Below are 13828 nucleotides of genomic sequence, written 5' to 3' on the forward strand. Positions count from 1 at the left end.
CACGGGGCCGGAGGCCCTGCTAGAAGTACGACTTGTTGATCGCGTGATCGACAACCGGGATCATCGACTCCACAGTGACCTCACGGGGGTTACCCGGGGTGCACCAGTCGTCCTGAATGTGCTCGGAGATGGCGCGCACAGTCTTCTCGTCACCCTTGATGACATCACCACGACCCTCGTACTTCTTGGTGTTCATCTGGTTCTTCGCGTACGAGTCTGTGCGAACCTGCCCGAAGTTGTCGGGGATACCGACGTCCTTGGCCAGACGAATGGCAGCCTCGACGGCAGCATCCGCGGCCTGAACCGTGGTGAGGTTGCGAGTGTCGACACCGAGTGCGCCGGCCAACTGGGCGTAGCGCTCGTAACGCGAAGGCAGGTTGTACTCCCACACACGCGGCAACGCGATGGCGTTGTTCAAACCGTGGTGGCTGTCGAAGAATGCACTGACCGCGTGCGAGATCGAGTGAACGATGCCGAGGCCACCGGAGTTGAAGGCCTGTCCGGCAATGTACTGCGCGTTCATCATTCCCTCGCGCGCCTTGAGGTTACGCGGCTCGAAGACGGCCTCGCGCAGGTTCTTCGCGACCAACTCGACCGAGTAGATCGCGTTACCGAGCGAAGGCGCGAAATCGAGACGAGAAACGAAAGGCTCACTGCCGTGCGCGAGTACGTCGAAGCCGCAGTACGCGGTGAAATGCTGAGGGCAGGTGTAGTAGAGCAGCGGATCGTCGATCGCCAACGTGACGATGGTCGCCTCGTCGAAGCCCACCCACTTGTGCGGGTTGTTCATGTCCGAGGTGTCAGTGATGACGTATGCCCACGACGTCTCGGAACCCGTTCCAGCCGTAGTGGATACGGCGATATGCGGCGGGTTCTCCTTGTTGGTGGACTTGGCGAAGCCCTCGAACTCGTTGATGTTGCGACCGTCGTGTGCGATCACGACGCGAGCACCCTTGGCGGCGTCGTGGCTCGAACCACCGCCGATCGAGATGATCGAGTCGCACTTCTCCTTCTGATAGAGAGCCGCGGCCTCCATGACGTTGTAGTCCTTGGGATTCGACTCGACCTTGTCGTAGAGCACGACCTCGACACCCTGGTACTCGATCTTGCCGACGAGTTCCTCGATGATGCCCGAACCGCGCAGACCGGTCGTCATCAGAAGGGTGCGCTTGAAGCCGAGATTCTTGGCCTCCACACCGATGATGTCGTGAGCGCCCACACCCATCAGGGCGCGCGGGAAGGGGTGGAACTCCTTGATCGGAAAGTCCCAGATCTGGTTGAGCTCGATAGCCATCGGTATCTCCTCATGGATGTGCACGAATATGACTGCGGGAGGGATTCGAGCCGATTCTTTGTGACCGGCGTCTCACCTGGTTCCCACTGTGTACCGACAAACACCCCGTGCACAGACTTCGGCAGCTCAACCGCCCGGACGCCGCCGGCGAACCGCCCGTTCGGGCAGGTCGTCGCCACCCCGGACCGCCAGGAAGGCCGGATCAGACTGCCGTGGTTCCCGCTGATCGGGAACGTGTTGCTCGGCGACTACGATCCCCAGTAGCTTTTCATCACTGCTAACATTGAACTAGAACACGTTCTAGATGTTGCACTTCACTGACCTGCGCTTTACCCAGCTTCACGAGAGGACTAGCTTCGCGATGACGACAGTCGAGGTACCGCACAGCTCGCGATCGGCGGTACTCACCGTGTCCGGAGTCATCGAAGAGACTTCCGACGCCCGGTCGCTGGTGTTCGAGATTCCCGCAGAACTGAAGGACAAGTTCGACTACAAGCCAGGTCAATTCCTGACCCTGCGCATCCCGAGTGATCAGACCGGCTCGGTCGCACGCTGCTACTCCCTGGCCAGTTCACCCTTCACCGACGACGCCCCCAAGGTGACCGTCAAGCGAACCGTCGACGGCTACGGCTCCAACTGGCTGTGCGACAAGCTCCAGGTCGGCGACACCATCGAAGTGCTGCCGCCGTCAGGTGTCTTCACGCCCAAGTCGCTCGATCACGACTTCCTGCTCTTCGGTGCAGGCAGCGGAATCACTCCGGTGATCTCGATTCTCAAGTCCGCCCTCACGCAGGGCAGCGGCAACGTCGTGCTGATCTACGCGAATCGCGACGAGAAGTCCGTCATCTTCGGCGCCGAACTGCGCGAGCTGGCAGCGCAACACCCCGGCCGCCTCACCGTGGTCCACTGGATCGAAACCGTGCAGGGACTCCCCGCTGTCTCGCAACTGGCGACGCTCGCCAAGCCATTTGTCGCGTACGAGGCCTTCATGTGCGGTCCAGGCCCCTTCATGGACGCCGTCCACAAGGCACTGGCAGAAGCGGGCATGCCCCGCACGCAGGTTCACGCCGAGGTCTTCAATTCACTCGCCGGCGACCCGTTCCGTGACGTCGAGGTAGCCGAGGTCTCCGACGAGGAAGCTGCCGACGCCGCAACCGTCGAGGTCGAACTGGACGGTGAAACCCACACCCTCGTCTGGCCGCGCAAGCAGACGCTCGTCGACATCATGCTCGCCAAGGGTCTCGACGTTCCGTACTCCTGCCAGGAAGGTGAGTGCGGGTCGTGTGCCTGCACCGTCACCGAAGGCGAAGTCCAGATGGACAACTCCGAGATCCTCGACGCCGAGGACGTGGCGAACGGCTACATCCTCGGTTGCCAGGCGAAGCCGATCACCGATCGCCTGAAGATCGAGTTCTGAACCCTGCTTCGATGCATGACGGCCCCTGATTCCCTGCGGAATCGGGGGCTTTGTCATCTTCTGCGCCATCATCCGCGCCATCTTCCGAGTCCCGCCCCGTAATCCACTCCGGCGCCGTTGTGGGCAACCGCCACAGCGCAAGGATCAGCACCAGGGTCACGATCAGGAAGCCCTCACGAAGGACCAACCCCAGCGGCAGCAGGAGCGGCGACGTCTCGATGAACTGCTGCCCCATGCTCGGCCCGCAATAGACGACGGCCAACCCCACAGCGGCCGCACCGAACTGCAGCGGCGATCGAAGCCGAAAGAGAACCGTGACGGCAGCAGGCACGAGATACACCCAGTGATGAATCCAGCTGATCGGCGAAAGGATCGGCGCACTCAAACCGATCACCAACGCCGCATCGACCCCACGACCGACGCGATATACATCTCGGGCGACCCAGAGCGCTACCGCCGCGCACAGCACGGTCAACGGCATCGCCAGAGACGCCGTCCATGTGCCCAGTGCCGCAAGTCCGCCCTGCAGTGAACTGTTACCGGCACTCGCGATCGCCTGCCCGCTCAAGTCCACCCGGTCACTGAGGTTCCAGACGACGTCCGACCAGAAGGTCCAGTTGACGGCCGGGTCCACCATTGCTGCGACGGCGGTCGCCGCGGCAAATCCGATCGAACTCCAGATCGCAAGTCGCCACTGCTTCGTGACGACGAAGTAGACGATGAACAGCGCCGGCGTCAGCTTGATCGCGGCTGCGACGCCGATCAAAAGTCCTCGTGGAAACCACCGGCCGAATTTCGAATCGCCTCTGCGGGTCACGTCGAGCAGTACGAGCACCATCAGCACCAGGTTCACCTGGCCGAAGGAGATGTGCGCGCTGACGATGGGTGTCACCGACACGGCCAGGACCAATGCCGCCATGACGAGCGGCCGCTTGGGGACGCGAGCGGGAGTGAACTTGGCGACTGTCCACACCACCGCCGCGATGCACAACGCCGACCACAGCAGATAGGCCGTCCACCAGTCGAAGAGAACAGTCGGCCAGAGGAAGATCACGGCGAACGGGGTATAGGTGAACGGCATGCCCTCGTCGACGATCAACGGGCCGACAAGGTTGCTCTCGTAGATGTTCGAGCCTGCGGCAAATGCCTGGGCAGCGTAGCGGTAGACGAGAAAATCAACGGGTTCGACGGCCCGAACGGAGTACACGAGATAACACAGAGCTGCGACGCCGGCAGCGATCAGTGAACCGATCGTCACAATTCGAGACGCCTCGACACGGGTGGCGGGCATACCGAGAATCGTCCCACAACCTACCGAGCGGTACTTCGCTAGCGGGCCGCCCGGAAGTGCGCTCGCTCGTCTGCGGTCAGGTGTTCGCACGCGTAGCTCAGCGCCGTGCGTCCCATGTCTGCTGCATTCTCAGTAAGGAAGCCGGTCAACAAATCCCGATCCACCCGCTTGCCCACCTCGCGGAGCATCCAGCCCATCGCTTTCTGGGTCAGGTCTCGTCGATCACCCAGCACCTGCGCGGCAAGCTCGAGCGTGGTCGACGCGTCGCCGCGAGTGATGAATCCGTACGTCGTCAGCAGCGCCACCCGTCGTCGCCACAGGTCAGCCGAATCGGAAAGCTCGAAGATCAGCCGGCGATCTCGGTCGTACAGCCAGCCGCCGAGGATCTGTCCGGCGGACGAATCCACTAGATCCCAATTGTTGACCCGCCCGTCCTCGACAGCGGTCAGATAGAAGCCTGCGATGCGAGCGCGGCCCTCGTCGTCGAAAAATTTTGGGCGACTGACTTTTTCGAATTGAGCGACCAGGATCAGCAGCCCGGCCAATCGGTGCTCGTGAACGTCACTGTCGAGAAGGAGACGTATCTGAGGCAACGCGAGTCCGACGTGCTTCTTCACCACCGATCGCGTCTTCGGTACTCGCACGCCGATGAATACGTCACCCTCGCCGTACTCCCCCGGCGCTGTCTTGAAGAACCGCTGCAAGTGGACGGCATCCGCGGGATCCGCGAGGTCGGCCAACTGCTCGATCACGTCCGGGGCACTCGATTGCGTCACCCCAGAACCTTCTCACGGGTCGTCTGTGCGGACTCTTCGATTCTCTCAGCGTCCTCACACCGTGTGCCCTGCTCGGCCACAGGTCGGCAGACGACACTCAAGGACAGTCAGTGAAAGGACCACCCATGATCACCGCCGCTATCGCATTCACCACTCTCACCCTCATGGCACTCTCGGGACATATCGCGGCAAGCGCGCCGCGCGGGCTCGTGGCCATCCGGACGAATGGTCACAAATCTTGATATTCGAGCCTCCGCATCGCCTCTAACTGCAACGCGAATGCAATTGGCGGAGAGTTGATCTCGATCTTCCGCGGGCGTGTACTACAGGTGGACACACTCTCGTCTTTGGAGGTCTCGTCATGAAGTCGTGGAATCGAATGCAAGATGCCGTCGCGGTGGTTCTCGGCGTCTTTGCGGCTCTCTCGCCGATGTGGCTCGACACCACCGATCGGGCAATGTGGTCACTCGTCGTCCTGGGTGTCCTGGTTGCACTGTCGGGTCTGGCGCACATGGCACGTCCGGACATGGCCATGGCGGATTACGCGATGGGTGTTTTCGGCGTCTTGATGTTCATTTCACCCTGGGTGATGAACTTCGACGCTCTGCGCGGTGCGTCGTGGACGGCCTGGGTTGTCGGGGTTCTAACCGTTGTGGTCGCGGTGAGTGCGATGCCGGTGATGAGAGCGCGGATGCATCACGGGGGTCACGGCGGCGTAGCCGCCCATTGACGGAGCGGCGTAGCCGCCCATTGACAGAACGGCTGGATCAGGCTTTGATCGCGCCCAACAACCGCCCGGCGTCGAAGGCTTCGGCGCTGGGCGGTAGTGCGCCCGGACGACCGCTCACGAACACCTCGACGGTTCCCGATCCTTCGCCCACGGCACCGAGCCCGTCGATCCGCCGCAGAGTCTGTCGTGCAACGGCTTCGGCGCTGTCGAAGAGTGTGACGCCGGCGGGTAACCGTGCTGCGATCTCGTCGGCGAGCAGTGGGTAGTGGGTGCACCCGAGGACAACGCCGCTGACGTCGTCCGGCGTCCGGGCAACCGCGGAATCGATGGCAGCAAGTGCGGCTGCGCGATCACCGAGATCTATCGAATCGGCCAGGCCGTGGCACGGCACTCCGACGACCTTGGCGCCGTTGCCGAACTGCTCGATCAGATCGGCTTGGTACCGGCTGGCCGTCGTCGCGGCTGTAGCCCAGATCGCCACTGAATCGCACGCGGCAGCGGCGGGTTTGATCGCGGGCACCGTTCCGATGACCGGTACTTCCGGCCCGACCAGTTCTCGCACGTGTGGCAGCGCGGTGACGCTGGCGGTATTGCATGGAAGAACGATGACCTGAGCCCCACGATCGAGGCTCCGCCGCACCGCACCGAGTACCCGGTCGACGACCCACGGCTCAGGCTTGGGGCCCCAGGGGGCGCCGTCCGGATCCAGGGAGAGCACCAGATCGAGATCCGGGCGCAGGCGTCTGAGCCACGCAGAGGTAGGGAGCAGGCCCAGTCCCGAGTCGATGAGTGCAACGATCACCGCACAAATCTATCGCCTCGGAACCGGTCCTGCCTCATCCGTTCAGGCCGGTGTGGACTCCAACACGTCAGAGATGGGCGTGCCGGCCGCGATCTTGGCGCGCATCTTCATCACCGCTCCCGCGCTACCTCCGCCGACGACAGCTGCCAGCACACCGTCGCGCTCGTAGTAGGCGACGAACTTTCGGCCGTCGTCCTTGACGATGTGAACGGTGTCCGTGGGTGCGACGGTCCCCAACGCCTGGATCTTGACGTCGTACTGATCGCTCCAGAAGTAGGGAACCTGCGCCGGAGCATCGGGATCACCCGTTCCGGTGAGCGCTCCCGCCAGGATCTTGGCCTGGTCGCCCGCATTGGTCCAGTGTTCGACGCGCTTACGTCGATCACCGATCTGCCAGGACGCGACGTCGCCGACGGCCCAGACGTGTTCGGTACTGGTGCGGCCGACGCCGTCGCAGAGCACTCCGTTGTCGAGTTCGATTCCCGAACCGTCGAGCCATCCCGTGACCGGCACCGAACCGACTCCGATCGCCACCACGTCGACCGGGATCTCCGAACCGTCGCTCAAGGTCGCAGTGGCAACCGCTCCGTCGCCGGACAACGAGGTCAAGCCGGTGCCGACGCGGACATCGACGCCCTCGTTCCGATGCAGACGTTCGACGAGGGCGCCAACGGTGGGGCCGAGCACCGACGCCAGCGGTGTCGGCTGAGGCTCGAGCAACACGACGTCGACGCCGTGAGACTTCATGCTGGCGGCCAGTTCGCAGCCGATGAAGCCGGCCCCGACGATCAGCGCACGCTTGCCGGGAGCCAGCTCGGCGCGAAGGGCCAGCGCCTCCTCGATGGAGCGCAGAACGTGCACTCCGGACAGCTCCGGAAGGCCGGCAATGCGACGCGGAGTCAGTCCGGTCGCGATGACCAACTCGTCGTAGTCGAGGGTGGATCCGTCCGCGAACGCCACCGACTTTGCGGCAGTGTCCACCGAGGTCGCGGGCGAACCGAGCTTGAGATCGACCTTGTTCTCGACGTAGAACTCTGCCGGACGCAGCGTCGTCTCGTCCTTGTCGCCGCGGATCACTTCCTTCGACAGCGGCGGCCGGTCGTAGGGCAGATGTGTTTCCCCACCGGCGAGCGTCAATTCACCCTCGAAGCCTGCTCGTCGCAGTTCCTCCACGGTCCGCAGCCCCGACAACCCCGCACCCACGATCACTATCCGTGCCACCACGTACCACCCTGTCCGACCCACGTCACTAGCAGCGCTCACTATGAACGCCGTCACTATTTGCCCCCGACTCTGCCATACCAAATGCCGGAGTAGGTGTGGTGCATCCCGCATGGCCACCTACCAGTCACTACAGTTGGAGGTACTTCAGACGCACGCACTGACACATGAGCAGGGAGCCCCCATGACCAGCGATTCCAGTGAAAAGAACAGCGTCCGATTCGGCGCCGACGGTGGCGCGGAACTAGTCAGCACCCAGGGCAAGACGATCATCGCCGACGCCGTGGTCGCCAAGATCGCCGGTATCGCGACCCGCGAGATCAACGGCGTGTACGACGTCGGTGGGGGCACCGCGCGCGCGGTGGGGGCACTTCGCGACCGCATTCCGGGCGCCCGCGTCAACCATGCCCAGGGCGTGGCGGTGGAAGTGGGCGAGAAACAAGCCGCCATCGACATCGGCATCGTCGCCGAATACGGCGTCGCACTCCACGAATTGGCGGTGGGTATCCGCCGAAACGTCATTGCCGCAGTCGAAAGCATGACGGGTCTCGAGGTCACCGAGGTCAACATCACCGTCTTCGACGTCATGCTCTTCGAGGATGCAGAGAGCGGCGGCAGTACCGATCCGGAAGCCAAGCCGAGGGTTCAGTGAGTACCGCCGACGCCGGCCGCGAGATCGACGCGGCCGAGGTCGTCGCCGACGCAGTTCTTGCGATCCCGGAAGTGGCAGATCTGCACGGCGGGCAATTCGGTGAGGTGGGAACCTACCTCCCCGGACGCCGAGTCACCGGCGTCGCCGTCGACGAAAACTCTTGTGCGGTACACATTTCCGTTCACTATCCGGCCGACGTTCGCGGCGTCGCCGAACGCGTCCGAGCGGTGGTGGCACGGTTGGTCGACGTACCGGTGAACGTGACCGTCGGAGACTTGTCGACAGCGGGATATCCACCCGAAAATTCTGAAGATGCAGTCACCGAGCTCTCCACTGTCACCGAGATCGCACCGAACATTCGAGAAGGGAACTGACATGAACAGCACTACCGTCGGACTGCTGGTCGGTCTGCTCCTCGCGCTCGCCGGAATCATGGGCGGATTCAGCGGATTCGTCTTCGCCGTCCTGCTCGGCGCCGCCGGTATGGCGATCGGAGCACACCGCGACGGACATCTCGATCTCGGCGCGATCCTCCGAAGCCGTGGCCGTGGCTGAGCCGACCACTCCGAACGCGGCAGACGATCCCGGCCTACGAGGTTCACTGGTCATCAAGGACCGGGCGATGGCCAAGATAGCCACTGCCGCAGCGGTGAACGTCCCGGGGGTGGTCCGCCAGTCCGGTGGCTTGACCCGCCTGACCGGGCGCGACCTTCCGCGAGCCGACATCTCGATGGGCAGCGACGCCGTGGCCATCAATCTGTTCCTCGCTGTGTCCTGGCCATGTTCGGTCACCGAACTGACCGGTCGCGTGCGGGCAGAAGTCGGACGCAGCGTCGAGTCGCTGACCGGCCTGCCCCTCCACGACATGAACGTCATGATCGCGGCAACCGAGGGTTCTGACGACTCCTGTGTTTCCGGCGTCGAAATCGCGGAAGGCCCCGCACAGGAGGCACTCTCGGATCCGATTCCACCTCGAGTTCCCTCCGCGAACCCCGCCGCCGCGGTGTCAGCCGTCGTCATCGCGTGCGGTCTACTCGCACTCGCTTTCGTGGTCTCGCGCGAATGGTTCATTAACCGCGGAACCTTCGATTCGGCGCCCTGGATCCGAAACTCCGTGGAGTGGACGTCGCGTCTGCACTGGCAACCGTGGCTGCTTCCGGTGGCCATCGCTGCCGTCGTCGCGGGCGTTGTCCTGATCATGTCCGCCCTCAAACGCCGGGCGAAAACCCATGTGCCGTTGGGTAACCCGAGCGCATCGACGGTATGGATGCGGCCGACGGACATTGCACGTCTGTGCAGTAGCCACGCAGCGGTCGTTCCCGGCGTCGACTCGGCCCACACCAGCGTCGACCGCAAACACATCAAGGTCCACATCGAATCCACCGGCGGCGATCGAACCGAACTTGCCGCGGCCGTCGACGCGGCAGTTCGGCCTCATCTCGCGATACTCCAGCAGCCACTGCAGCTTTCGGTAGTCGTGAGAGAAACGCCAGTACGACGAAAGGACGCCTCGTGAACCGCTGGATCTCCGCGGTCGATCGGACCATCGTCCTCATCGTCGGAATCGCACTCCTCGCGGCGGGCGCATACGCCATCGCGTGGGACGCGGGTGCCTCACTGATCAGGACCTGGGTGTCACGACTCGATCGTGAGGTCCTCTTCGGTCTTCCGGAGGAGCCTTGGTGGCACTGGGTGCTGTCGGGCACCTTCATCCTCTGCGTCTTCGCCGGTTTCGGGCTGTTGTACCTGAACCTTCGTCGACGCCGAACGAGCGCAGTCACATTGCGGCACAACGAGTCCGGTACCGACGTCAGTGTGGATCTGGGACCGGTCGCCGACGGCGTAGCGGCAGAACTCGCCCAACTGAGCGGCGTGCGCAGCACCAGAAGCAAAGCGACGATCGATCGCGGACTGCCAACGCTGTCGATTGTCGTCACCGCAGACCCGGCGATCGATGTCGCCGGCTTCACCACTTCGGCCGAACACATCGCCCGTGCAACCAGGCGAAGCCTCGACGGCTCACCTGTCGCGGTACAGGTTCTGTTGCATCTCGACCGGGTAGAAGCCTCCAAGTAGAAGCACCCCGAACAACCGATCGCAGACCACCTGACCACAGACACAGAAAAGGCGCTCACTCCCCGAAGGGAATGAGCGCCTTTCCTAGTGCTGTGAATCAGCTAGCGAGACAAGAGTCTCACTTGATGATCTTGGCAACCTTGCCGGCGCCGACCGTACGGCCGCCTTCGCGAATTGCGAAGCGCAGGCCCTCGTCCATGGCGACAGGCTGGATGAGCTTGACGGACATCTCGGTGTTGTCACCGGGCATGACCATCTCGGTGCCCTCAGGCAGCGTCACGACGCCCGTAACGTCCGTGGTACGGAAGTAGAACTGCGGGCGGTAGTTGTTGAAGAACGGGGTGTGGCGGCCGCCCTCGTCCTTCGACAGGATGTATGCCTGGCCCTCGAACTCCGTGTGGGGAGTCGTGGTGCCCGGCTTGACGACAACCTGTCCACGCTCGACATCTTCGCGCTTGATGCCACGAACGAGCAGTCCGACGTTGTCGCCGGCCTGGCCCGAGTCGAGCAGCTTGCGGAACATCTCGATACCCGTGACGGTGGTCTTGGTGGAGGTCTCCTTGATGCCGACGATCTCCACCTCCTCGTTCACGTTGACCGAGCCACGCTCGATACGACCGGTGACAACCGTGCCACGGCCGGTGATCGTGAAGACATCCTCGACGGGCATGAGGAAGGGCTTGTCCGTCTCGCGGACCGGGTCCGGGATGGACTCGTCGACTGCAGCCATCAGGTCGAGGATGGACTGCGTCCACTTCGGGTCACCCTCGAGTGCCTTGAGTGCCGAGATCGGAATGACGGGGGCTTCCTCGTCGAATTCCTGAGCGGCCAGCAGTTCGCGGACCTCCATCTCGACGAGCTCGAGGATCTCGTCATCGTCAACCATGTCGGCCTTGTTCAGGGCGACGAGGATGTAAGGAACGCCAACCTGGCGAGCGAGCAGGACATGCTCGCGCGTCTGGGGCATCGGGCCGTCGGTAGCTGCGACGACGAGGATAGCGCCGTCCATCTGAGCTGCGCCGGTGATCATGTTCTTGATGTAGTCGGCGTGACCCGGTGCATCGACGTGCGCGTAGTGGCGCTTTTCCGTCTGGTACTCAACATGCGAGATGTTGATCGTGATGCCACGAGCCTTTTCCTCGGGAGCCTTGTCGATCTGATCGAAGGCCGAAGCCTCGTTCAGGTCGGGGAATGCATCCGCGAGAACCTTGGTGATGGCCGCCGTCGTCGTGGTCTTGCCGTGGTCGACGTGACCAATGGTGCCGATGTTCACGTGCGGCTTCGTCCGCTCGAACTTCGCCTTCGCCACTTTGTGTCCTCCTGGACTGTTGTTGCTTGCCGTATGCAGCAGTGCGGTTGGTTGTTACTTGGTCGTGCTTCGTGCCGGAAGCAACCGAGGTCACTTGCCGGCGCGGGCTGGGGAGCTCGCTGTGCTTACTCGCCCGTCGCCTTGGCGATGATTTCCTTCGAGACGTTCGCGGGAACCTCTGCGTAGGAATCGAACACCATGGAGAAGTTCGCACGGCCCTGGGTCTTCGACCGCAGGTCACCGATGTAACCGAACATCTCCGAGAGCGGAACCAGCGCCTTCACGACACGGGCACCACTGCGTTCCTCCATGGCCTGGATCTGGCCACGGCGGGAGTTGAGGTCGCCGATCACGTCGCCCATGTACTCCTCGGGCGTTGTGACCTCGACAGCCATGAGCGGCTCGAGAATGACGGGGCCGGCCTTGCGGGCGGCTTCCTTCAGTGCCTGCGAACCGGCAACCTTGAACGCCATTTCCGAGGAGTCGACGTCGTGGTAAGCACCATCGAGCAGCGACAGCTTCAGGTTCACGAGCGGGTAGCCGGCGAGAACACCGTACTGCATCGCGTCCTGCGCGCCGGCATCCACGGAGGGGATGTACTCGCGCGGGATACGTCCGCCGGAGACCTTGTTCTCGAACTCGTAGGTAGCACCGTCTTCGCCCACGAAAGGCTCCAGAGCGATGATGACCTTTGCGAACTGGCCCGAGCCACCCGTCTGCTTCTTGTGGGTGTAGTCGTGCTTCTCGACCTTCTTGGTGATGGTCTCGCGGTACGCAACCTGCGGCTTACCGACGTTCGCCTCGACCTTGAACTCGCGACGCATGCGGTCGACGAGGATGTCGAGGTGGAGCTCGCCCATACCGCCGATGACGGTCTGACCGGTCTCTTCGTCGAGTTCGACCGAGAAGGTCGGATCCTCTTCGGCCAGCTTCTGGATCGCGACGCCCAGCTTTTCCTGGTCGGACTTGGTCTTGGGCTCGATGGAGACCTGGATGACCGGCGCGGGGAACGACATCGACTCGAGGACGATGGGGCTCGCCTGATCGCACAAGGTGTCACCGGTGGTGGTGTCCTTGAGGCCGATCATTGCGTAGATGTGGCCGGCTACGGCCTCGTCTACCGGGTTCTCCTTGTTGGCGTGCATCTGGAAGAGCTTTCCGATGCGCTCCTTCTTGCCCTTGGTTGCGTTGAGCACCTGAGCGCCCGGATCGATACGACCCGAGTACACGCGGACGAAGGTCAGCTTGCCGAAGAACGGGTGAGCAGCGATCTTGAAGGCGAGAGCCGAGAACGGCTCTTCCTTGCTCGGCTTGCGAGTGATCTCTACTTCTTCGTCACCGAGCTTGTGGCCGACGACCTCGCCGATGTCCAGCGGGTTCGGCAGGTAATCGATGACTGCGTCGAGCATGGGCTGAACGCCCTTGTTCTTGAACGCGGAGCCACAGATGACCGGGTACAGCTCGGAAGCGACCGTCATCTTGCGGATGGCGCCCTTGATTTCCTCGACCGTGAGCTCTTCGCCGCCGAAGTACTTCTCCATGAGAGCTTCGTCGGACTCGGCAACGGTTTCGAGCAGCTTCTCGCGGTACTCTGCAGCCTTCTCGACGAGGTCCGCGGGGATCTCTTCGATGGTCGGCAGTGCACCGGTCGGAACTACGCCGCGCCAGGTGATGGCACGCATCTCGACCAGGTCGACGACGCCGTCGAAGTCGTCCTCAGCGCCGATGGGCAGCTGGAGAACGAGCGGCTTCGCGCCGAGACGGTCGATGATGGTCTGGACTGTGAAGTAGAAGTCCGCGCCCATCTTGTCCATCTTGTTGACGAAGCAGATGCGCGGAACGTCGTACTTGGCAGCCTGACGCCAAACCTGCTCGGACTGCGGCTCGACACCTTCCTTACCGTCGAAGACAGCAACTGCGCCGTCGAGCACGCGCAGCGACCGCTCCACCTCGACTGTGAAGTCGACGTGGCCGGGGGTGTCGATGATGTTGATCTGGTTGTTGTTCCAGAAGCAAGTCACGGCGGCAGACGTGATCGTGATGCCGCGTTCCTTCTCCTGCTCCATCCAGTCCGTCGTCGACGCACCGTCGTGCGTCTCACCGATCTTGTAATTGACACCGGTGTAGAACAGGATGCGCTCGGTGGTGGTGGTCTTGCCGGCATCGATGTGCGCCATGATGCCGATGTTGCGGACCTTGTTCAGGTCAGTCAGCACTTCCTGTGCCACAGGTTTCTTCCCCGCTCGTTGCTTGGTTTTCG

The 13828-nt window shown here is 62.9% G+C and carries 14 protein-coding genes; 7 read left to right on the forward strand and 7 right to left on the reverse strand.

Features of this window, described 5'->3' with window-relative positions:
- Positions 1-19: 19 nt before the first annotated feature.
- Positions 20-1294, reverse strand: a complete 1275-nt coding sequence (gene mdo / locus H7C86_RS13700) for an NDMA-dependent methanol dehydrogenase (RefSeq protein WP_003942095.1) — start codon at positions 1292-1294, stop codon at positions 20-22.
- 361 nt (positions 1295-1655) lie between these two features.
- Here mdo and H7C86_RS13705 point away from each other — a divergent pair, with 361 nt between their 5' ends.
- On the forward strand, positions 1656-2711 hold the full coding sequence (locus H7C86_RS13705; protein ID WP_020906844.1) for a ferredoxin--NADP reductase: 1056 nt from the start codon (positions 1656-1658) through the stop codon (positions 2709-2711).
- Here the strand turns inward: H7C86_RS13705 and H7C86_RS13710 are convergent.
- Entirely contained in the window at positions 2683-4002 is a 1320-nt protein-coding gene (locus H7C86_RS13710) for a glycosyltransferase 87 family protein (protein WP_021343490.1), read from the reverse strand. The genes H7C86_RS13705 and H7C86_RS13710 overlap by 29 nt on opposite strands.
- 38 nt (positions 4003-4040) lie before the next feature.
- A complete protein-coding gene (locus tag H7C86_RS13715; protein ID WP_031333080.1) occupies positions 4041-4778 on the reverse strand; it encodes a DNA alkylation repair protein in 738 nt (245 codons plus the stop codon).
- A 361-nt stretch (positions 4779-5139) separates the two neighbouring features.
- On the opposite strand from H7C86_RS13715, the gene H7C86_RS13720 reads away from it, so the two are divergent.
- Positions 5140-5508, forward strand: a complete 369-nt coding sequence (locus H7C86_RS13720; RefSeq protein ID WP_182261687.1) for an SPW repeat protein — start codon at positions 5140-5142, stop codon at positions 5506-5508.
- Positions 5509-5545: 37 nt separating this feature from the next.
- On the opposite strand, the gene H7C86_RS13725 is transcribed toward H7C86_RS13720, so the two are convergent.
- Complete coding sequence (locus tag H7C86_RS13725; protein ID WP_029254872.1) at positions 5546-6310, reverse strand: glutamate racemase; 765 nt, start codon at positions 6308-6310, stop codon at positions 5546-5548.
- Positions 6311-6352: 42 nt separating this feature from the next.
- Complete coding sequence (locus H7C86_RS13730) at positions 6353-7519, reverse strand: NAD(P)/FAD-dependent oxidoreductase (protein WP_021343486.1); 1167 nt, start codon at positions 7517-7519, stop codon at positions 6353-6355.
- Positions 7520-7715: 196 nt separating this feature from the next.
- Here H7C86_RS13730 and H7C86_RS13735 point away from each other — a divergent pair, with 196 nt between their 5' ends.
- From H7C86_RS13735 to H7C86_RS13755, 5 genes are read left to right on the forward strand one after another with little or no spacing between them, the layout of a single operon-like run.
- Positions 7716-8183, forward strand: coding sequence for an Asp23/Gls24 family envelope stress response protein (locus H7C86_RS13735; protein WP_003941912.1), 468 nt, complete (start codon positions 7716-7718; stop codon positions 8181-8183).
- The gene (locus tag H7C86_RS13740; protein ID WP_182261688.1) at positions 8180-8557 is read left to right on the forward strand and encodes a hypothetical protein; all 378 of its coding nucleotides are present in this window, start codon (positions 8180-8182) and stop codon (positions 8555-8557) included. The genes H7C86_RS13735 and H7C86_RS13740 overlap by 4 nt, the downstream gene beginning before the upstream one ends.
- 1 nt (position 8558) lies before the next feature.
- The gene (locus tag H7C86_RS13745) at positions 8559-8738 is read left to right on the forward strand and encodes a hypothetical protein (RefSeq protein ID WP_003942043.1); all 180 of its coding nucleotides are present in this window, start codon (positions 8559-8561) and stop codon (positions 8736-8738) included.
- Positions 8725-9699 carry a DUF6286 domain-containing Asp23/Gls24 family envelope stress response protein gene (locus H7C86_RS13750; RefSeq protein ID WP_020906839.1) on the forward strand — a complete coding sequence of 325 codons (975 nt, stop codon included), beginning with the start codon at positions 8725-8727 and terminating at the stop codon, positions 9697-9699. Before H7C86_RS13745 ends, H7C86_RS13750 begins: the two co-directional genes overlap by 14 nt.
- On the forward strand, positions 9696-10259 hold the full coding sequence (locus H7C86_RS13755) for a hypothetical protein (RefSeq protein WP_182261689.1): 564 nt from the start codon (positions 9696-9698) through the stop codon (positions 10257-10259). Before H7C86_RS13750 ends, H7C86_RS13755 begins: the two co-directional genes overlap by 4 nt.
- Before the next feature lie 118 nt (positions 10260-10377).
- Here the strand turns inward: H7C86_RS13755 and tuf are convergent, their stop codons facing one another.
- Together tuf and fusA are read right to left on the reverse strand one after the other, a co-directional pair.
- Positions 10378-11568, reverse strand: coding sequence for an elongation factor Tu (gene tuf / locus H7C86_RS13760; protein WP_019744283.1), 1191 nt, complete (start codon positions 11566-11568; stop codon positions 10378-10380).
- Positions 11569-11693: 125 nt separating this feature from the next.
- The gene (gene fusA / locus H7C86_RS13765; RefSeq protein WP_003942073.1) at positions 11694-13796 is read right to left on the reverse strand and encodes an elongation factor G; all 2103 of its coding nucleotides are present in this window, start codon (positions 13794-13796) and stop codon (positions 11694-11696) included.
- Positions 13797-13828: the final 32 nt, after the last annotated feature.

This window comes from Rhodococcus sp. UFZ-B548 (genome assembly GCF_903819475.1).
Classification (GTDB): Bacteria; Actinomycetota; Actinomycetes; order Mycobacteriales; family Mycobacteriaceae; genus Rhodococcus_F; species Rhodococcus_F erythropolis.

Bases quoted from the DNA above. Each gene is read 5' to 3' on its own strand.
- mdo (WP_003942095.1), bottom strand. From the start codon at position 1,294: ATGGCTATCGAGCTCAACCAGATCTGGGACTTTCCGATCAAGGAGTTC.
- H7C86_RS13705 (WP_020906844.1), top strand. From the start codon at position 1,656: ATGACGACAGTCGAGGTACCGCACAGCTCGCGATCGGCGGTACTCACC.
- H7C86_RS13710 (WP_021343490.1), bottom strand. From the start codon at position 4,002: ATGCCCGCCACCCGTGTCGAGGCGTCTCGAATTGTGACGATCGGTTCA.
- H7C86_RS13720 (WP_182261687.1), top strand. From the start codon at position 5,140: ATGAAGTCGTGGAATCGAATGCAAGATGCCGTCGCGGTGGTTCTCGGC.
- H7C86_RS13735 (WP_003941912.1), top strand. From the start codon at position 7,716: ATGACCAGCGATTCCAGTGAAAAGAACAGCGTCCGATTCGGCGCCGAC.
- H7C86_RS13745 (WP_003942043.1), top strand. From the start codon at position 8,559: ATGAACAGCACTACCGTCGGACTGCTGGTCGGTCTGCTCCTCGCGCTC.